The sequence below is a fragment of the Paenibacillus amylolyticus genome, assembly GCF_036894225.1.
GTDB classification, from domain to species: Bacteria; Bacillota; Bacilli; order Paenibacillales; family Paenibacillaceae; genus Paenibacillus; species Paenibacillus amylolyticus.
Genome location: NZ_CP145892.1, coordinates 5,443,441 through 5,463,211, shown reverse-complemented (window position 1 = coordinate 5,463,211; position 19,771 = coordinate 5,443,441). Strand labels below are relative to the sequence as shown.

General features: G+C 47.8%; 20 protein-coding genes. 16 read left to right on the top strand and 4 right to left on the bottom strand.

The annotated features are described in order from the left end of the window. Window positions 1-16: 16 nt before the first annotated feature. The 8 genes from V6668_RS24190 to V6668_RS24155 all read left to right on the top strand — a co-directional run bounded on the left by V6668_RS24190 (window position 17) and on the right by V6668_RS24155 (window position 7,781). Entirely contained in the window at window positions 17-1,642 is a 1,626-nt protein-coding gene (locus V6668_RS24190) for a glycosyltransferase family 4 protein (RefSeq protein ID WP_338706937.1), read from the top strand. A gap of 14 nt (window positions 1,643-1,656) precedes the next feature. Next, a complete protein-coding gene (gene wecB / locus V6668_RS24185) occupies window positions 1,657-2,748 on the top strand; it encodes a non-hydrolyzing UDP-N-acetylglucosamine 2-epimerase (RefSeq protein ID WP_338708998.1) in 1,092 nt (363 codons plus the stop codon). Then, window positions 2,741-3,727 (top strand): polysaccharide biosynthesis protein, encoded by a 987-nt coding sequence (locus V6668_RS24180; protein WP_017692517.1) that lies wholly within the window; start codon window positions 2,741-2,743, stop codon window positions 3,725-3,727. Before wecB ends, V6668_RS24180 begins: the two co-directional genes overlap by 8 nt. After that, the gene (locus tag V6668_RS24175; RefSeq protein ID WP_338706935.1) at window positions 3,724-4,551 is read left to right on the top strand and encodes an SDR family oxidoreductase; all 828 of its coding nucleotides are present in this window, start codon (window positions 3,724-3,726) and stop codon (window positions 4,549-4,551) included. Before V6668_RS24180 ends, V6668_RS24175 begins: the two co-directional genes overlap by 4 nt. Continuing rightward, the gene (locus tag V6668_RS24170) at window positions 4,533-5,474 is read left to right on the top strand and encodes an NAD-dependent epimerase/dehydratase family protein (protein ID WP_076319757.1); all 942 of its coding nucleotides are present in this window, start codon (window positions 4,533-4,535) and stop codon (window positions 5,472-5,474) included. The genes V6668_RS24175 and V6668_RS24170 overlap by 19 nt, the downstream gene beginning before the upstream one ends. After that, the gene (locus V6668_RS24165; RefSeq protein ID WP_338706934.1) at window positions 5,471-6,187 is read left to right on the top strand and encodes a glycosyltransferase; all 717 of its coding nucleotides are present in this window, start codon (window positions 5,471-5,473) and stop codon (window positions 6,185-6,187) included. The genes V6668_RS24170 and V6668_RS24165 overlap by 4 nt, the downstream gene beginning before the upstream one ends. Before the next feature lie 96 nt (window positions 6,188-6,283). Further along, the gene (locus V6668_RS24160) at window positions 6,284-7,000 is read left to right on the top strand and encodes a glycosyltransferase (protein WP_127547111.1); all 717 of its coding nucleotides are present in this window, start codon (window positions 6,284-6,286) and stop codon (window positions 6,998-7,000) included. A gap of 250 nt (window positions 7,001-7,250) precedes the next feature. Next, a complete protein-coding gene (locus V6668_RS24155; RefSeq protein WP_076319756.1) occupies window positions 7,251-7,781 on the top strand; it encodes a GNAT family N-acetyltransferase in 531 nt (176 codons plus the stop codon). A 144-nt stretch (window positions 7,782-7,925) separates the two neighbouring features. Here the strand turns inward: V6668_RS24155 and V6668_RS24150 are convergent, their stop codons facing one another. Continuing rightward, complete coding sequence (locus V6668_RS24150; RefSeq protein ID WP_179086550.1) at window positions 7,926-8,096, bottom strand: hypothetical protein; 171 nt, start codon at window positions 8,094-8,096, stop codon at window positions 7,926-7,928. After that, window positions 8,093-9,331, bottom strand: coding sequence for a glycosyltransferase family 4 protein (locus V6668_RS24145; RefSeq protein WP_076319755.1), 1,239 nt, complete (start codon window positions 9,329-9,331; stop codon window positions 8,093-8,095). Before V6668_RS24145 ends, V6668_RS24150 begins: the two co-directional genes overlap by 4 nt. A gap of 186 nt (window positions 9,332-9,517) precedes the next feature. Between V6668_RS24145 and V6668_RS24140 the strand changes: the two genes are divergently transcribed. Both V6668_RS24140 and V6668_RS24135 read left to right on the top strand, forming a co-directional pair. Then, window positions 9,518-9,877, top strand: coding sequence for a hypothetical protein (locus V6668_RS24140; protein WP_076319754.1), 360 nt, complete (start codon window positions 9,518-9,520; stop codon window positions 9,875-9,877). 218 nt (window positions 9,878-10,095) lie between these two features. After that, window positions 10,096-11,625, top strand: a complete 1,530-nt coding sequence (locus V6668_RS24135; RefSeq protein ID WP_338708997.1) for a DHA2 family efflux MFS transporter permease subunit — start codon at window positions 10,096-10,098, stop codon at window positions 11,623-11,625. An 83-nt stretch (window positions 11,626-11,708) separates the two neighbouring features. Here the strand turns inward: V6668_RS24135 and V6668_RS24130 are convergent, their stop codons facing one another. Next, window positions 11,709-12,782, bottom strand: a complete 1,074-nt coding sequence (locus tag V6668_RS24130) for a glycosyltransferase family 4 protein (RefSeq protein WP_235193923.1) — start codon at window positions 12,780-12,782, stop codon at window positions 11,709-11,711. Window positions 12,783-13,218: 436 nt separating this feature from the next. Here V6668_RS24130 and V6668_RS24125 point away from each other — a divergent pair, with 436 nt between their 5' ends. The 6 genes from V6668_RS24125 to V6668_RS24100 all read left to right on the top strand — a co-directional run bounded on the left by V6668_RS24125 (window position 13,219) and on the right by V6668_RS24100 (window position 19,208). Next, complete coding sequence (locus tag V6668_RS24125) at window positions 13,219-14,352, top strand: ABC transporter ATP-binding protein (RefSeq protein WP_076319753.1); 1,134 nt, start codon at window positions 13,219-13,221, stop codon at window positions 14,350-14,352. Beyond that, a complete protein-coding gene (locus V6668_RS24120; protein ID WP_017692528.1) occupies window positions 14,349-15,065 on the top strand; it encodes an ABC transporter permease subunit in 717 nt (238 codons plus the stop codon). Before V6668_RS24125 ends, V6668_RS24120 begins: the two co-directional genes overlap by 4 nt. Before the next feature lie 4 nt (window positions 15,066-15,069). Beyond that, window positions 15,070-16,464: a GldG family protein gene (locus V6668_RS24115; protein WP_076329043.1), complete on the top strand. Its 1,395-nt coding sequence runs from the start codon at window positions 15,070-15,072 to the stop codon at window positions 16,462-16,464. After that, window positions 16,461-17,477 (top strand): DUF4340 domain-containing protein, encoded by a 1,017-nt coding sequence (locus V6668_RS24110; protein ID WP_076319751.1) that lies wholly within the window; start codon window positions 16,461-16,463, stop codon window positions 17,475-17,477. Before V6668_RS24115 ends, V6668_RS24110 begins: the two co-directional genes overlap by 4 nt. Window positions 17,478-17,750: 273 nt before the next feature. Further along, window positions 17,751-18,740, top strand: a complete 990-nt coding sequence (locus V6668_RS24105) for a YhcN/YlaJ family sporulation lipoprotein (protein ID WP_051449926.1) — start codon at window positions 17,751-17,753, stop codon at window positions 18,738-18,740. A gap of 243 nt (window positions 18,741-18,983) precedes the next feature. After that, complete coding sequence (locus tag V6668_RS24100) at window positions 18,984-19,208, top strand: helix-turn-helix domain-containing protein (protein ID WP_017692532.1); 225 nt, start codon at window positions 18,984-18,986, stop codon at window positions 19,206-19,208. Between the two features lie 201 nt (window positions 19,209-19,409). Here the strand turns inward: V6668_RS24100 and V6668_RS24095 are convergent, their stop codons facing one another. Further along, window positions 19,410-19,712: a hypothetical protein gene (locus V6668_RS24095; RefSeq protein WP_235193924.1), complete on the bottom strand. Its 303-nt coding sequence runs from the start codon at window positions 19,710-19,712 to the stop codon at window positions 19,410-19,412. Window positions 19,713-19,771 lie beyond the last annotated feature (59 nt).

The following is a 19,771-nucleotide window of genomic DNA, read 5'->3' as shown; positions in this document are numbered from 1 at the left end:
CAGGGTCCGTGCGGCCATGGCAACGAAACCAAAGATGATGTTATTTTCACATGTGTGCAATACTCGCAGCATTACAGGTGCCGAGAAGCTACTGCTTCATTTTATGAGAGAGATCGGCACGATATTTGAATGTGTGCTCGTAGCCCCTCAGGAGGGGAAGCTTGCGGGGCTTGCGCGGAGATTCGGCATTCAGGTCAAAATATGCACTCTGCCGATGCTTCACGGTGTGTACACACCTTACCTGGGCATTGCAGATGATGCGGAGCAGCTTCGTCATACACCAGCGTATCAGGAAGCAGTCTCCCTAATACGGGAGACTGCTCCCGATATGGTGTTAACGAACACCTGCGTTAATGTGATGCCGGCTATAGCAGCAAAGTCCCTTCAGATTCCGGTCATCTGGAAGATTACCGAGATCATTCATACGAATGAACATACAAACGAGGCAATCCAGATGATTGGGCGTTACGCGGATTGGATTATCGGTATATCCGAGACAGCGGTAGCCCCATTCCACGAAGCCGGCATAGGTGACAAAGTGACCATTATCTCCCCAACTTGGGAACCCGCGCTACCAGCACCGGACCGCTGGGTTCATCTGCGCGAACGCAAGCGTAAGGAGCTCGGTTTCAAATCATCGCAGACCTGTATCGGTTATATTTCTTCATTTATATATGATGCCAAAGGGTTGAAACCTTTTGTGGATATGGCCTTGAGGATCTGTGAAACACATTCGCGCTGTCGCTTCTGGATCATCGGGGCAGCATCGGATAAAAAGTATTACGACGAGTGTGTATCACGGGTGAAAAAATCCGGGTATTCACGCCGGTTTACCTTCACCACATTTGAAGAGAACGTATCTCTGGCGTATACCGCGATGGATATCCTGGTCATCCCAAGCATGGTCAAAGAAGGGTTTGGCATGACCGCACTGGAGGGTCTCTATTTTGCCAAACCGGTCATCGCTTTTGCTCAGGGTGGACTGAAGGAGTTAATGGAATCTGTAGGCAGTGATGCATTTCTGGCCCCTCCGGGTGATACCGAAGCGCTTGTCACCTTGGCAACAACCTTGCTGAATGATGCAGAGCTGGCCTCGAATACGGGGTGGCGTAATCGGACAGAAGCGGAAAGGCTCTACGGCGTTGAAACCTACCGAACGAAACTGCATACGATGGTGACACAGTGGTTATTGCGTTTTCCCGGATGGTTTGCTTATATCCAACCTCCGAATGGACCTGTGTATACCCATGGGGAGGGAGGACTACGCACTGTACTGGTTCTGGAGCCGACTACGGTTCGGGCACTATTATTCCCACTGACCGTTATACAGGTGTTGCCACATTCCTCATTACCTCCAATCGCATTGGGTCACGATGCTCCTGTTGCTTCAGGTACTGTCCCGGCTGTAAAGCCGATTCAACAGAGGGGCAAAACGCGGAAACGTCGCCGCAAGCCACTTGCACCTCATTCACGCCGAGACCGTGAGGGGCTGAAACGTACTTCCGGAACTGGCAGACGTAAGGGGAGAACCCGTACAACGAAGGGACCGCGTCCGCATATGGGGAAATCGGCTAGTCGCAGACGCAAATCTGCCAAAGCGGGACGTAGCCGAGCAGGGCGCAAGGGTTCCAATACAAGATGAAGGCAGGGATTACGATGAAGATCATGACGGTGCTGGGTACGAGACCTGAGATCATACGGCTCAGCCTGATCATCTCCAAGCTGGACCAGTACGCGTCCAAACATATTCTGGTGCATACGGGACAGAACTTCACGGAAAGTCTCAGCGGTCTCTTTTTCAAGGAAATGGGCCTGCGCGCACCGGATTACGTTCTTCAGGATGAAGCGGCCACTCTGGGACGACAGCTATCCTCGATGTTTACGCAGATGGAAGATCTGATTTTGCAGGAGAAACCCGATAAATTGCTGCTGCTCGGCGATACCAATAGCGCATTATGTGCAATATTGGCTGAGCGCATGGGTGTTCCTGTTATTCATATGGAAGCAGGCAATCGTTGCTTCGACCTGGATGTGCCTGAGGAGAAAAATCGTAAGGTTATTGATGCCATCTCCACCGTTAATATGCCTTACACGGAACAGAGCAAGAAACATTTGGTCAGCGAAGGGGTACCAAGCAGGCGCATCGTGCTAACGGGCAATCCCATCTATGAAGTCATGCAGCACTACGACGCGCAAGTAAGTTCCAGCAAAATACTGAAGAAGCTCAAGCTGAAGTCTGGGCAATACTTCCTGGTTACTACCCATCGAGCTGAGAATGTGGATCATGCCCCTCATTTGCTGGAGATTATGAAAGGACTGAACCAGGTCGCAGAGGAACACGGGTTGCGTGTGATCTGCAGTATTCATCCGCGTACAGCGATCCGGATTGCGGAGCATCTGCATCTGGAAATGAACCCGCTGGTGGAGTTTCATGAGCCGTTTGGATTCTTCGACTTTGTAATGCTTGAACGTCATGCACGCTGTGCACTTACGGATAGCGGTACCGTGCAGGAGGAGTGTTGCATTATGGGCGTGCCGACCGTAACGATGCGTCGAACTACCGAGCGGCCGGAAACGGTCGATTGCGGCAGCAATGTCGTCTCCGGTCTGGATGCCGCGCGCATCGCTGATTGCGTGAAAGTCATGACAAAGATGTCTAGCGACTGGGATTGCCCGCAAGGTTACAAAGCCACAGATGTATCCAGTAAAGTGGTTAAATTTCTGCTTGGAGGGAAAATGCATGTTTGAAAATAAGCGTATACTCGTGACTGGCGGTACGGGATCATGGGGTTATGAACTTGTGGCTCAACTACTGCCCCAGCAGCCCAAAGAAATTATTGTATATTCCCGGAACGAGTCTAGCCAAGTAGCTATGAGTCGTGAATTTGAAGACCCGCGTCTTCATTTCCGGATTGGAGATATTCGTGACAAGGACGCCTTGACGGCGGCTTGCCAGCATGTGGACTATGTATTTCATCTGGCTGCGCTCAAGCATGTTCCGGTGTGTGAAGACCAACCGTACGAAGCACTCAAAACCAACGTGATTGGTACACAGAACGTAATTGAGGCTGCTATTGAGAACAAGGTGGAAAAAGTAATCTATATCTCGACTGACAAAGCGGCCAATCCGTCCAACTTCTATGGCATGACAAAAGCGATCGGCGAGAAATTAATTGTATATGCAAACTTGTTACACAGCGATACCAAGTTTGTTACGGTACGGGGCGGGAATGTACTGGGAACAAACGGAAGTGTGGTACATCTGTTCAAGAATCAGATCCGCCAGAAAGGGCAGGTCTCCATCACGGATATGAGTATGACTCGATTCTTTCTTACGCTGAAGGACGCAATTACCTTGCTGTTCAAAGCTTCGGTGGAAAGTGTAGGCGGAGAGATCTTTGTCATGACGATGCCTACCTGCAAAATCGTTGATCTTGCGGAAGTGCTGATTGAGGATTCCGGTGTGGAGAATGTGAGTATTGTGGAACGTGGCATTCGTCCAGGGGAGAAAATCCATGAAATATTGATGAGTGAATTCGAGAGCATGACCACCGTTGTCTACGATGAGCAGTACCTGGTTATTCTTCCTACCCTGGGTATACCGGGCCTGCGTGAACATTATACCAATTGCCCCCCGGTCTCCTTTAACAGTTTCAGTTCTGAGCATCAACTCATGACCAAAGAGGAGATTCGTGAAATTCTGAAACGCGGAGGATTCTTGTCATGAAACTGCTGATACTTGGTGGAAACGGAATGGCCGGCCATATTCTGGTCGACTATTTCCGCCGTCAAGGTGTACACAGCGTCTTCTACACATCTCGGGATGTAACGGACCCCAATGGTCTGCTCCTGGATGTGAACGACAGCTTCATGGTTGATCGATTGGTAGAAGCTGTGCACCCGGATGTGATTATTAATGCTGTAGGTGTGTTGAACAACTTTGCAGATGAGGACAAAATTACTGCATATCATATTAACGGTTTCCTGCCACATCGTCTGCGGCGGGTTGCAGATACGATTGGTGCACGCCTGATTCATATCAGCACGGACTGTGTGTTCAGCGGGGAACGGGGAGCATACCGGGAAGATGATGTTACGGATGGGACTTCAGCTTACGCCATCACCAAAGCACTTGGTGAAGTTCAGGATGAAGGTCATCTGACGATCCGTACGTCCATTATTGGACCCGAGATTCGGCAGGGCGGCATTGGTCTGATGCAATGGTTTATGTCCAGCACAGGTGAAGTCGGGGGGTATACCCGCGTATTCTGGAACGGTGTGACCACACTTGAGCTGGCCAAATGGGTAAACCATTACCTGTCCTCATCGGTTAGTGGTCTGATCCACTTAGCTCATCCGGTACCTGTCAGCAAGCATGACCTGCTTGTATTGTTCAAGCAGACCTGGGATAAGCAGGATGTGACGATTGTGCGTGATGACAGTGTAGTGCAGGATCGTACACTGGTGTCCACTCGCGAGGATGTGAAGACAGACCTGCCGGATTATTCTACAATGCTGAAGGAGTTGGCATTATGGATGGAGCAGAGCTGAGAGGCAAGAAAGTGCTGATTACAGGCGCCTCCGGTTTTACCGGGCGACATGCCGTATCTTATTTTCGGGAAGTTGGTGCAGTGGTTGCGGCGGTAGTCCGGAGGCCGGATGTGTATTCATTCGGAAAAGGTGCACAAGTCCATGTCTGTGATCTAAACGATAAACAGCAAGTACGTCATCTGATCGGCGAGGTGCAGCCCGACTATGTGCTGCATCTCGCTGGCAAAAATTCAGTGCCTGATTCGTGGTCTGATCCGCTACTGGTCCTGGAGACCAATGTGATGGCCGTGCTGTATCTGCTGGATGCGCTTCGCAGTTGTCCGACAGCACGAACCGTTATTGTAGGATCGAGGTTAAAATATACGCCGGAACCTGGCCGGATTCCCCAGCCTCCGCATCCATACAGTCTCAGTAAAGCGCTGGAAGAGATGGTGTCCTTGTCGTGGATGTCGCTCTTCGGACAACAGATCATGCTGGCGGAGCCAGGCAATCTGATAGGTGCGGGTCCTTCCACAGGCATCTGTTCACTGCTTGCACGCCATGTTGTTGCCTGTGAGCAGGCGGGCAAAACCGAGGCATTCCGTCTGTCCGGACGGGACAATACCCGTGACTTTCTGGATGTGCGGGATGCCGTCAGAGCGTATGCGACCCTCCTGGTACACGGGTCCAGCGGTACAGTATATCCGGTGGTGTCTGGAGTTGAGCGCAGTCTTGGAGAAATTGCAGATCTGCTGTTGTCCATGACAGAAGCGGAAGTTCCTGTTCGCTGGGATGGGGCATCTTCTGGTCCGGATGGTTCGGGGAAACAGGAGGAATTATCACTGCTGCGCAAGCTTGGCTGGCAGCCGATGATTCCATTTGCCACATCACTTCAGGATATCCTGAGTGATGTTCGTGTCCAGCAAGGGAGGACGACAAGTTGAATCCGAGAGTATCCATTGTCATTCCATTCTATAACTGCCCTTATGTGCCTCAGGCGATTCAGAGTGCGCTGAACCAAACGTATCCCGATGTGGAGATCGTTGTTGTGAATGACGGTTCAAACCGGCATGCAGAGTTGCTTCAACCCTATCTTCCTTATATTAATGTGCTTGGCAAAAGCAATGGCGGGACGGCTTCGGCACTTAATCATGGCATCCGCCATGCCTCAGGTGATTATGTAGCCTGGCTCAGTTCGGATGATTATCTGTACCCGGATAAAATTCGTTATCAGCTGGAGTTTATGCAGCGTGAGAATGTGCTCGTCTCCCATACGAACTTTCATTATATCAACGAGCATTCGGCAGTTACCAGAATGCATGGTGGGCCTGAACCGATGTCGGATATGGATTTACTACGACGGTTTGTTAACGGCAATCCAGTGAATGGCTGCACGGTCATGATTCGCAAGGATCTCTTTAGCGGAGTGGGGCTGTTCGATGAACTTCTTCCCTACACCCATGATCTGGATCTCTGGATGCGTATTGTACTGAACGGTCATCGGTTCCCATACCTGAATGAACCGCTTACTGCCTATCGGTGGCATGGTGGAATGGGATCGGTACGTCATGCGGATGTCATCGGCAGAGAGGCATCCATGGTATGGTCCAGATATCGGGAACCGCTGTTGCAGCTAATAGCGACGCTTGGCGGGTAGCGTAGGGAGGGCAGTTAAGAAAGCCAAAAGATGGCTGATTAACGCCCTCTTTGCGCAGCATTTTACCTAAGACAGTAAGAGGAGGGGAAGGCCCGAATGGAGCCAAAAGTATCGATCGTCATTCCTTTTTACAATTGTGCTTATATCGAGCAGGCTGTTCACAGTGCCATTCACCAGACGTATCCGCATATCGAGGTCATCGTAGTGGATGATGGGTCAACCGAGCACGTGGAGCGGCTACAGCCATTCATGGATTCCATCCGCTATATTCGCAAAGAAAACGGTGGAACCGCGACAGCATTAAATGAGGGCATCAAACATGCAACAGGGGATTACTTTGTTTGGCTCAGCTCAGATGATGTGATGCTACTGGACCGGGTGGAGAAACAACTGAAGTTTATGCGAGAAGTCAAGGCTTCATTCTGTCATGGTGCCTACCATTATGTGAATGAGAAGAGTGAATGGTTGGATACGGTGCATCCGGAAGTGGGAAGTCGTCTGGAAATGTTGCAGGTACTGCTGGAAGGTTGTCCGATCAACGGCTGTACTGTCATGTTAGAGATGGAAGCATTTGAGCGCTTCGGACTGTTCGACACTGATTTTCGCTACACCCATGACTATGAGATGTGGATGAGGCTGTTTCCAATGTATGAGCTGTTCTACTACAATGAACCTCTGATGTGTTACCGATTGCATGAATCGATGGGGACCAAACGCCATTTCAAGGCACTGGTTGCCGAGATGGAACAGGTTCAGGCGAAGCATCGGCCTATTCTGTTTAACTTGCTTCAGGTTGGCGGGTACTGGAAGTAGATGGATTTGGCAACGATGGCTGAAATGGAATAGGTGTTAAATGGACAGGAGAGCACCCTTATGAAGCACTTTTTAAGTGTTATAAGTGGAAGCTCTTTTTTTGCTTTATGGACAGATACGTGGACACAAAGGGTGATCGATTGCTGAAGTCTCTGTATAATGAAATGATTCATACACGGAAGGGACTGGACTATGCACAGATATCAATATCTTAAACCTAACTATTAATAAACTAATGGAGGTAAGAGTATTGATTACAGAGTTATACACAGAACGGTTATATTTGCGAAAAATGAACGTATCGGATGCGGCCAGCTTGTTTAAAATTTGGTCTGATCCGGATGTAACTAGATTTATGAATATCACTCATTTTACGGATGAAAATCAAGCTATAGCCATGATTAATCTTCTGAATGATCTTGCTCAGGAAAACAAGGCCATTCGGTTCTCTATCCTTGTGCAAGAGTCCAACGAAATCATAGGTTCATGTGGTTATAATGCACTGGATTTTGACAATCTCAAAGCAGAAATTGGGTATGACATTGCCAGATCACACTGGGGGAAAGGATATGCTACGGAAGCGATCTCTTCTTTGTTAGTTCATGCATTCTCGACCATGAGGCTGAATCGAATGGAAGCAAAGGTTGACCCCGATAATGTGAATTCTATCAAGCTATTACAAAAGCTCAATTTCACATACGAAGGCACCCTCAGAGCATACGAGAGGGCAGGCGAAACGTTCAGTGATCTGAATATGTATTCCAAGTTGGCGACAGATTAGAGAGATCTGGAATAGCGTGTTCTCGGTCCGTTAGAAAACATTTGAAACGAGAAGGGGGTGTCCTCAGTCATTCATATGACAGATGGGACACCCCTTGTTTGATATTTCGGCATGTTATATAAAGACGGCATATCATTGGACAACTCAATCTTTTGAATTCATGATCACCATGGATGCAGGATCGGGAAATACATATCCTTTAGGCAGCTTCTTCATCAATTCATTCATTACAGCGTAATCCACGTTGATGTGAGGTGTGGAAACTGGAGTCGAAAACCAGCGATTGTATAGATCACTTGGTACAAGTAACGTCATATTGTATGTCCTCCTCTGTAGATGGCTTCTTGGTAGACTTGAAATGTACGCAATCCCATCACTTCCAGTGAACGATGTTGTTCAGCCCAGGCTTTCGCCGCCGCACCCACTGTTCTCCGGGTAACATCATCCTCAAGTAGTGCATCCAACAGTTCACGGAGCGAGTCGACATCCTGCGGAGGAACAACCCATCCTGTGCGTCCAGGGTCAACCATCTCAGGCATGCCGGCTGTACCACTGACGATAACAGGTACACCCGCCAGTTGTGCTTCGGTAACGGAGAACGGCTGGGTGTCCTGCAGGCTGGGCTGAACATAGATGTCTGCATGGCGCAGGAAGGAAGGAATATTGTCCAGCTTGCCCCAGAACACAACATCGGCTCCAATACCCGTTGACGCGGCCTGTGACCGCAATTCATCGGTTAGATTGCCTTCTCCTGCGATCCAGCAGACCCAATCGGAACGTTTATTTTTCAGACTGGCTAAGGCCTTGATTAACACATGAACGCCCTTGATGTATTCAAGTCGTCCGGTAAAGGCAATGACTTTCTTGCCCGCAGGTGGTCGCTGGCGGAACTTCACAGCTGCTGAGGCACGGTAGGCTGGGAGATCTACAGCATAGGGAATCTGTCTGAACTTTGATTCAGGAACGGCAAGCTCTGTAAGCGTACTCTTGATCCAGTGGCTTGACACGAGAATGAGCTCGGACTGTGCTGCACTTCGCTCTTCCAATGAGAGAAAATAACGTCCACGCTTGGATTGCAAATATGAAGGGAGAGTAAGCTGTGGGTTGGAATTTTGAGCATCGTAAAAGGCTTCGCGTGCAAGAGCGCCATGATAGCTTGTAACCAGTGGGATATTGCGGTTTAAGATGCGTTTTATGGCTACGGCAGCTACCGGATCTTGCGCATGAATAACATCATAGTGGTCCACCCCCAGATAAGCGGCCGCCATCTCGAAGGCATATCTATTCAGTTCATAATAAGCGAGAAGAGGATCGGCAGTGAATTGTGGCAGATCAGTCGGATTGAGTTTGGCTTGCAGCATGGGCCACACCTTATCCTTGGAGAAAGCGCGGTTCAGATTACGAACATATACTTCGTTATTGGCACCATTTGTGCCCATGATATCAACCTCTACACCAAGTGCGATTAACCTGTCGGCCAGTTGTTTAACATATGTCCATATGCCTCCCATATGTGTAAGCTCCCAATACGTAACGAGCAGAACTTTCATAGCTACCTCCTTGTCACGGCCTGCACCGGCCGAGCTTCTATCCTTTTATTCTATGAAAAAAGAGGACCGGAAGGTCGGGCATTTCCGTGTAATTGGTCGAAAATGGGTGAATGCAAATGGCAATGGACGAGAGGAAGCATATCCTATGTACAGGAAGGTTCATGTGCTCCGAAGGAGGGATCTACAGTGGCGGTATATTTACTTGAGATTCATGAGAATCTGTTACAGACATTTGTTCCCATCAAGTACATGGATGTGGAGTTGGCCTATGTGGGCGGCGAGGAAGGGACGGATGTATTTGTTGGTGGAGCCAGTATGCACGGAGAACTGTACCGACACCTTTTTCACCTAACGTCAAATTCGGGGGGAGCGGGCGGTAATCAGGTCATTCATAATCTGGATGTGTCATCCGAGCCTTATGAGCTGAGGATCATCAGCAACAGCTCTTCTCCGAATCATCTGGTTATTCGAATGTATTTCCGGAGTATTCACGGTCAGACATTGGGCATACTGTCAGAATATCAGATGATGAAGCTTGCAGATTGATATGGTTATAATTAAATAGTCATGATTAATCAACGTGTGGAGCAGGGAAGGTGCCTGTTCCATTTTTTTGTGGTGTATCCATAGTAGAATTGTCTGAAAAAATAGCTTGACAGCAAAGGTATTTTCATTAGAATTAGATCAGTATTAAACGAAAGTTTAAAACGACGATTTAAAACGATAGTTTGAAATTGGTCGTCAATATAGGCTGAGTGAGACGCATGGATAAGGCTGCGATCTACTGGCTGGAAAAGAGTGTGGAGAACGTGAAAGAACAAACAGCAGTACCCCAGGAGCCGGCAGAGTTTTCGCTTAAAGCCATTATACTGCCACTCCTGGCAATTATCGTCGGAATGATTATGGTTATTCTGGATAGCACGGTGGTGAACGTGGCCATTCCAAATCTGGTTCAATATTTTGAGACGGATCTTAAAACGATCCAATGGACGGTTACGGGTTACACCTTGGCTTTGTCTGCAGTTATTCCACTGGCAGGCTGGTTAACGGACCGTTTTGGTGCCAAAAGAGTATTCCTGTTCACCATTGCTATGTTTACCTTGGGTTCAGTGTTATGCTCGATCGCTCAATCACCTGAGCAATTAATCATTTACCGTATCATTCAGGGTCTCGGTGGAGGCATGGTTGCTCCTATTGGTATGGCGATGGTCTTTCGTCTGGCTCCGCCTGAGCGAAGAGGTTCCATCATGGGGATGCTGGGAATTCCCATGCTGCTTGCCCCTGCGTTAGGTCCGGTGTTGTCCGGGTGGTTTATTGAATCACTGAGCTGGCACTGGATCTTCCTGATTAACTTGCCCATTGGTATTGCAGCTTTCATTCTATGTATCAAGTTTTTGCCGGATACAGATCGTGGACGCACACCTGCACTGGATCTGCTCGGCATGATTCTGGCGCCAATTGCGTTCTCGATGCTGGCTTACGGTGTGAGTGAGGGTGGAACGAGCTGGACGTCTACAACAACTTTGACGGGTGTCATTGTGGGTGGTGTAGCACTCATTTTGTTCATTATTGTGGAGCTTCGTCATCAAAATCCATTGCTCGAACTCCGGGTATTCAAATCATCTGATTTCTCACGGGGAATTATTCTCGCATGGGTGTCACAAGTGGCGCTGTTCGGTGCGATGATCCTGATCCCGCTTTATTTGCAGCAGATCAAAGGGTACACTGCACTGGAAACAGGATTGATTCTACTGCCACAGGCGTTGGCTTCCGGAGTGGGTATGCCGCTTGGTGGTCGGTTGTTTGATAAAATCGGTGCTAGACCTCTGGCCTTTGTGGGTCTGGGTATTATCTCAGGAGCATTGTTTATTCTGTCCTCCATTACGGCAGAGACAGGTCTTGGCCTGATTATAACGGCTCTGGTCATGATGGGTCTGGGTATGGGCTTGTCCATGATGCCACTCAATACGCATGTATTAAATGCTGCACCGCGCAAGTTGGTTGGACGGGTTACACCGCTCACGGCTGCTGCACAGCAAGTAGTCGTGTCCTTTGCGGTTGCAGGGCTTACAGGCTTCCTGACTTCAAGAATCGCAGACAATACAACGAGTACAGAGCCGACCGCTATCGTGCATGGTTTGGTGACTGGTTTCAATGATACGTTCTTCCTAGCCGCTTGTATTGCATTGTTCGGATGTTTGCTCAGTCTGATTCTGCGGAAACCAAAACCGATGCCGGAAGAAGAACTTCAAAATGGCGACAAGCCTGATCCCGCGATGATGATGGGACACTAAGATTTTATAAAAACCATAAAAATCATAAAAACCATACTAAGGCAGTTCAGAGAAATTTTGCTGAACTGCCTTTTTTGCTATGCTCAATGGAAAATTCGCAGTGCTGTCATCATTTCACGGAAGGAGATGGCATATCGATCTGGTGAAAAAGACAAGCTCATATGCTGTCTGCCCTGAATGCGAATATACTCACGCAATTTCTTGTTATTCATGAGGTCCCTTGCTTCGGCTACAGCGGCCTCTACATTTCCAATTGGATAAAACTTACCAGTCTTATTATGTGTGATAAATGAACGCACACCATCCGAATCCGTGCTGAGCACCGGGCAGCCACAACTGATGGCTTCAGCGACGGCATAACCGAATCCTTCCAGCAGGGAAGTGGATAACATGATGCCCCCTGAAGCGGCAATCATGGAATAATATGCAGGCATCTGAGAGTGAGGAACATTGATGAAGATCCCAATCCGATCCTCAAGCCCGTATTCTGCCAGCATGTGCCGGAACATGACTTCATCTTCTGGATTAGCCAAAGTTGGATCGTGGAACAACCATAGTCTGGCTTCCGGATTTTTTTTGACGATTTCACTCGATATGATTAGATATTCACGCCAGTTTTTGTTGTGTTCAAGTCGTCCTACCCAAGCCAGCACCGGATAGGGTGGGGTATCCACCAAGATTGGTGCGAAGGTGTCTGTATCCAGCATATTGGGAATAACAAACCGATGAAGCCAGGGACAGATATGAATGAACATATCCAGCAGGTGGTCTGTGGGAGGTATAACGGCAGCATCACAATGAGCTTGGAGGTATGGGACACCCATCTGTATCGTTTCCAGAGCTTGATCGCGTGCTCCGAGTCCCTGCGCTTCAAAAATAATTCGTCCGGTATAACCAAGTCCTCTCAAGCGGCCGGGCATAGCGATGTCTGAAGTGGCAATGATGGCATCATAATGATGAGTATGGATGATATGATGGATATCCTCGTCACTGGACGCGGTGAAAATAGGTGTATCACTGTTGTTCTGCAATCCCGAGCCTGTGCTGAGATACAATAGGTGCGCTTCAATGCCATGGCGTTTCAGAACAGCGGTGCGCAGTCGATTTAACGTATCCACGCCACCGCTCGGAACATAAAACGTGAATAATACTTTCACACGATTCACCCTCTGACTTTTGGTCAGGAGCACATTCTCCTGTACTCTATGTTACGTTGGCTTTAAGCGCAGGGTGTGGGTGTTGGTCAGAATGTTCACATTTTGGACATATATTTTTAAGCTGTCTTTTAAGTGTCATTAAGCTGAGGCTAGGATAGCTCCCGTAATATACAAGGAACTTCCCGTGCCCATCATCTATTACATAAGTTCAACGTAACATTTACACGATAACGGAGAGGGCAGAAATAACTTGAAGAAGCGAAGCGGTCACCTTTATCAGCGGATTTTTCCTTCTGAATGAAGGAATCAAAAAAATCTGGGGATAACAGTGATCGGAAGGTTATTCTGCCATCGGAGTGCAAGTGTAAATATTTTCAGTTGAATTTATATAACGAACGATGCTGCACGGGTATTTTAACGGGAAAGGATGAATGATGTGCTCGAAGTGAAACAGGTCAGCAAAGTCTACGAAGGGCAACGCGGCGTACATCAACTGGATTTCACCATGGAACGTGGTGAGATTGTTGGCTTTCTCGGGCCCAATGGTGCCGGAAAAACAACAACGATGCGTATGATTACGGGTTATGTGCATCCAACCGCGGGTTCCATTATGGTGGATGGGGTATCGGTGCATGAGCAGGGTCAGCGTGTTCGTTCCAAGATTGGGTATCTGCCTGAAACGCCGCCACTCTATCCGGATATGACCGTGCAGTCCTATCTTAAATTCGTAGCCAATTTGCGAGATGTCCCGGCACGTGAGCTTAAGCTACGGGTCAGTGAGATGGTTAGCAGACTTGGACTTCAGGGTCGGGAAAGGCAAATGGTACGTGGGTTATCCAAAGGATACAAACAACGCCTCGGGCTAGCAGGAGCCATTATTCACAAGCCGGATCTGCTGGTTCTGGATGAGCCAACATCGGGCCTTGATCCAAATCAGATTATTGAGATCAGAGATCTGATTCGAGAATTGGGCGAGAACCATACGGTGCTGCTCAGTACGCATATTTTGCCTGAAGTGAGCACGCTCTGTAATCGAATGTTGATCATCAATCAGGGACAGCTCGTGTTGGATGGTTCACCTCAGCATTTCGGATCAGCAATGGGGGATCAGTTCAAGGTATCGATTGAAGTGAAGGCCACTGCGGAGCAATTACATAATGTGCTGACACCATGGGAGAAGGTGCGGAGTGAAGTCATTCAAGCATCGGATGCGAATACCGCCAAAGATACTTCACTTAATTCAGATTCGGCGAATACGGTTAAAATGTTGCTTACTGGAGAAAACTCGGAAGATTTCCGGGAGGAGCTATTCTACCTTTTGTCAGGTGCAGGATTACCGATACTGGAGATGAAGAAGGAGAACCTGAGTCTGGAGCAAATCTTCCTGAAGCTGACCACAACCGAGGCAACAGACACAGACGCAAATTCGGCAGATGTGGATAAGGTTGCTGGGGCAGAGATGGATCAGGACGTAACTTCGGACATCGACTCGTCGAGTATATCGGGAACATCAGTTAGTACATCAGCCGATACTTCGCCCCAAGCTCACAAAGGGGAGGACTCCAAATGAGACGAATGATGGCGGTATGCAATAAAGAGCTGCAAGCTTATTTTCTGTCACCAACGTCCTATTTTGCTTTTGCCGTGTATGTACTGATGACTAGTTTGCTGTTTTATTCAAGCTTTGTATATTACCAGCCGAGTATTGTCGATTATCGTCTCGTGTTGGGCGATACGTTGTCCATGCTGCTGTTTGTCGTGCCATTGTTAACGATGCGACTGGTTGCAGAGGAATTTAGACAGGGAACGGATGAATTGTTGCTGACTTCTCCGGCACGTGTAACAGAAATTATTTTTGGCAAATATCTTGCTTCTCTGGCCATTCTGGTCGTGCTCATCCTGTGCAGTCTGGTGTACCCATTCATTATGTCGTTCTACGGGACATTGGATATGACGACGGTATGGATGTCTGCGCTGGGGTTATTTTTCCTGGGCGGAAGCATGATGGCGATTGGACTGTTCGCTTCTACATTATCCCAGCATCAGATGGTGTCTGCGGTGGCGGGTTTTATTATTTTGCTCGTTTTGTGGATGCTTGATTCATTCGCAGGAAATACAGGTTCTGCTTTGCAACAGTGGCTGGACCCGTTTGCTCTGACCAACCGGTTCGACAGCTTCATGAAAGGTGTGCTTAGTGGGCCGGATATCTTGTATTATGTCACCCTTTCGGGTGTGTTTCTGCTGTTAAGCATTCAAATTGTGGAACGGAAGCGGTGGAGGTGAGAAGATGAAAAAATGGTTAAGTCATACCAACAGTACCGTGCTGTCCGTAGCGGTGATTGGCATCTTTATTTTGCTAACACTGTTCCTGAATTCACTTGGCGGCTTCCAGCTGGATCTGACCTCGAACAAACAATACACATTGTCTGACCAGTCTCTTACTGCGATCAAAAATGTGAAGGATGACGTCAACATTCTGGTGTTAACGGTCGAAAATGCCAACAACACCGTCCTGAACCGTGAGGTCACGGATATGGTCGAGGAATACACGAAACGTAACAGCAAGTTGAAAATAAAACAATATAATCTGACGCAGGAACCTGCGCTTGCATCCAAATACGGCATAACAGGCAGCTCCATTGTGCTGGAGCAGGGAGATCAACACAAAGTGATTGATATCGCCAGTCTGTTCACCGCGACAGGTGACGGAAGTGACGGATCATATCAGTTCACAGGTGAGGAAAAACTTACGCAGGCGCTCATGAATATGTCATCCACGGAGATGCACAAAATGGTCTTTTTGACTGGGCATGAAGAGCTGAGTCTCGCTCAGATGACTACGCTGCAATCCTCCTTGGAACAAAATAATGTGCAGACGGAAGAGTTGCAGCTGAATCAAGCCGGAAAGGTTCCGGAAGATGCAGATGTGCTCGCCATTATTGGCCCACAACGTGATCTCAGTGATACCGAAATGAAAGCCATTCGCACGTATCTGAGTAATGGAGGCAAGCTGTTATTATCCCTCGGATTTGTAGAAGATATGAAATCCAGTTGGAAAAACATCGATGCTCTGATGGCTGACTATGGCGTCGTTGATGAGCATGCGGTCATGGTGGATAATCAGCAAGCCAGTACGATGGGGCCACTCTGGGTGGTGCCGGAGTATGGTACACATGCAATTACGGACAAACTTGCTGCAAGCCAATTGTATCCGATGTTGTCGTTGTCGATTGCGCTGACCAGCAAAGAACAGGATAAATATACCCTTTCACCGTTAATTCATTCTTCGAATGACAGTTATGGGGAGACAAATATCGGCGGTTTATTGCAGAATGAAACAACCAATGATGCCGAAGAGGATATTCAGGGACCCGTTGAATTAGGATATGCAGCCGATACGACGGAGGGTAAACCGAAGGCAGTTATTCTGGGTTCGTCCATTTTCATGCAGGATTCGGAAATTGCGAATGGTGGCAATCGGGACTTTATTTTGAATACGGTAAACTATTTGAGTGAGAAAGAAAATGGATTGACGATTCGTCCAAGGGTACAAGCTGGGTATGAGATGGCATACCTGAATGGCGAACAAGCCAGAACGATTTTCTTCGTGGCTATTGTAGCATTCCCACTCATCTTTGTTATCATTGGTGTACTCTTATGGTGGAGGCGCAGACGAGTATGAGAAAATGGGTTCCAACAATTCTGGTGGTCATCGTACTAATTGTGGGCTGGGTGTACGCGGCCAGTCAAAATTATTTTCGGGAAGAAGAAGCGATGCAAGCCAAGTTGCTTGGTATTCAATCCGGGGATATCCAATCCATCACGATACATGACACAACGGAGGAGACATCCGGTACAGCAGCAACTTCGACCCTGACGCTTGATAATGGCGTATGGCAGATGGTTGAGCCAAAAGCCTATCCTCTGAACGGTTACAGTGTAAGCAGCTGGCTGGATGCTCTGAGTGGTGCAAATCAGGAACTGGTGGTGGAAGAAGCGCCGACGGATCTGGATAAGTACGGATTAGGAACAGATGCTACACGTATGGATATCAAACTCAAAGGTAATCGGGAGATCAAACTGGCTATTGGCGGCCAGCTTCCAGCAGATGATGCACGTTATGTGCGTGTTGATTCGGGCCCTGTGGTTGCCGTGCAGACAGAGGCGATTACCAGCATAGCTTTGTCTCGTCGTGACTTATTAGACACTACACCTTTTAACATGGATGAGACTAATGTTGAGTCTCTGGAGTGGGAAGGTGAAGCAGCTACCTGGATGTTAACATCGACATCGGAGAACGATGCGGCAGAACAGACCTGGACACTGAATGGAAAAACGATTGAAGCCACAGATGCCATATCTCTTATCGGCAAAATCAAAAACTTGTCGACAGCAGATGATGTGCGCAAAGCGTCCGAGCTGAAGAATTCGGTTCCCCGATTCACCCTGTCTGTTGAACAGACGGTCAATGGGCAACAAGTTCGAGATGTATATCGGGGAATTACGGTGCCATCCGAACCTGATCAGATCTGGGTCATTACACCGGATGGTCAATGGGCATATGGCATGGATGCGACAAGTCTAACGGAAGCCGAGAAATTCCCGGATACAATTAAAGCATCCACAACTTCTTCAGAAGAGTCATCGAATTCTCCAAAGGACGAAACGACTTCCTCATCAACAGACGGGAAATGAGCGGGGCGGAGGATAAGTGATATTGTTGTGTTGAAATGCAGATATTATTTCGAGGCAGTGCTGCGAACAAGCAGCACTGTTTTTTTTTTTATTGGTGAAGCCCTTGAAGCCCTCACTGTCCAGAGATCAAAACCCAAAGATCAATAAATAAAGACCAAAACCAGAATACCTGAATCTACAGGGTAAGGTACCATATCCTTTCAGCATATCGGCACGTACAGAAGCGCATCCTATCTTTGTGACCAAAACCAACAAACATTGGAGGATGAGTACATGCCAGCAGTCAAAAAGGCAACAGCTATTACGTTATCATTATCTACTGCAATCTTTGTAATGGCCGGTTTGACAGGTTGTGGCACGAATCGGGATACCAACAATATGCATACGCAAAGTGTTCGTCAGCAAGCCAACGGCATTAACCGTTATGGTGTGGAAACAAATGGAATGGATGGCATCCGTGCGAAAAGTTATCGCATGCATAATGTCACTGACCTGAAATCCAGTGAAGAGCTGGCAAAACGCATCACGGAGATGAAGGAAGTAAAATCCGCCCGTGTCATGTTAACGGATCGTAATGCTTATGTGGCTGTTCGTTTGGCAGATGGTCATGCAGGCAAGTTGGAAAGCAAGTCCAATGGTCGTACGAGCATGCTGAATGGAACGATGCGTAATCATGCCAGTGATACCATGCGTGGAGGCAACATGAATCACGATATGGGTGGTATGCGTGTGAATGGTGGTACGGGCACAATGTCTCCGTACAGCACTAGTGGAATTGCTCCAGGACTGAACACAAATTCGGCAACGGATCGCAGCCATATGGGGAATGACCGCAGCATCTATGGAACCATGGGCACAGGCGCCGTTGGTATGATGCGTGGTCTGACAAACAGCGGCAAAGCACGTGGGACGGACGATGGGCATTATGGTATGAAAAGTGAAGGACAACGTGTAGATAGCACGGACGATAACACATCAGCTGAGATTAAGGGTAAGATTTCAGCCAAAATCAAACAGTTTGCACCGAACATCGAGAATGTATATGTATCAGCCAATCCGGATTTTGTGGAGCATGTCGAGAACTATGCCACAGATATTCGTAACGGTAAGCCCGTTAGTGGCATGATCGATACGTTCCAATCGATGGTGGAGCGCATTTTCCCAACAAACGGAACAGATACGAATAACCGTGATGGCATCCTTGACGATGGCCTGATGAACCGTAATCACAACGGTGGTGTCATGAATCGAATGAATCGGTAGTTTTTTGACATGAACAAGTGTGCCTTTGCGCAGATGGTAACATCTGCTGCAGGGGCATGTTTGTCTTACATAATCTCAAATATATAGACAACTGCTCACGTTCTCTTTGGACAATGAATCACATGTTTACTGCCCATTTTTCTTATAAAACTGAACCAACGCCCTTGACCTGACATAAGATGAGTTGACTGTATCCCCTTAACCTTGTTACACCAACACAACCCGAGCAAGGAGGGGTGAACATTGAAGGGTATCGATCATAAAAGCAAATTTTTGTTGACCCACCGTGAACGCGAAGTATTCGAATTACTGGTTCAAGACAAAACAACGCGTGACATCGCAGGGCAGTTATTCATCAGCGAGAAAACGGTGCGTAACCATATTTCGAATGTGATGCAGAAACTCAATGTTAAGGGTCGTTCGCAGGCAGTTGTCGAGCTGATTAAGCTTGGAGAACTGAAGATTTAGTTGCGAATTACAGTTAGGATTAAGTAGCAGCATGAAAGCCTTTCTCTATTCTTTGTCATGAAGAATGGGGCAAGGCTTTTTTGCTGCTGATTTATAGTTTATTACATCAGATGATCCGCTGTTCCGGGATTGAGTCACCCAACCATGGTGTACAAAAATAAGCCACACAACGACAACCATCAAAGGTTATCATTACATGGCTTATGTTGAAAATTGGACATTCATTAATTCAAAGTCATTTTTGCATGAGGCTCCTGAGAAAAATTCCTCTACAACCTCAACATCGCTTCTGCTCGTATGAAATACATATAACTCGCGTGTCGGATGGAGCTTGTGCAGTTCTTTATAACCGCTCCAGGCTTCTTGAGGATTATCATAGTTTTGAATAACCGCTATATCCTCTAGTTGACGGACACGGTTGCTGGAACTTGCCTTGATTGCTTCCACAAGCACAAAACGATCTGGGTGTAATTCAGTAATCTCTCCCCATTTAATCGGCGTCACCTCGCTTGGATAGTCGTATTTTTATTATAGCATAGTTGTTTAAGGGTGTAGGAAGTAAG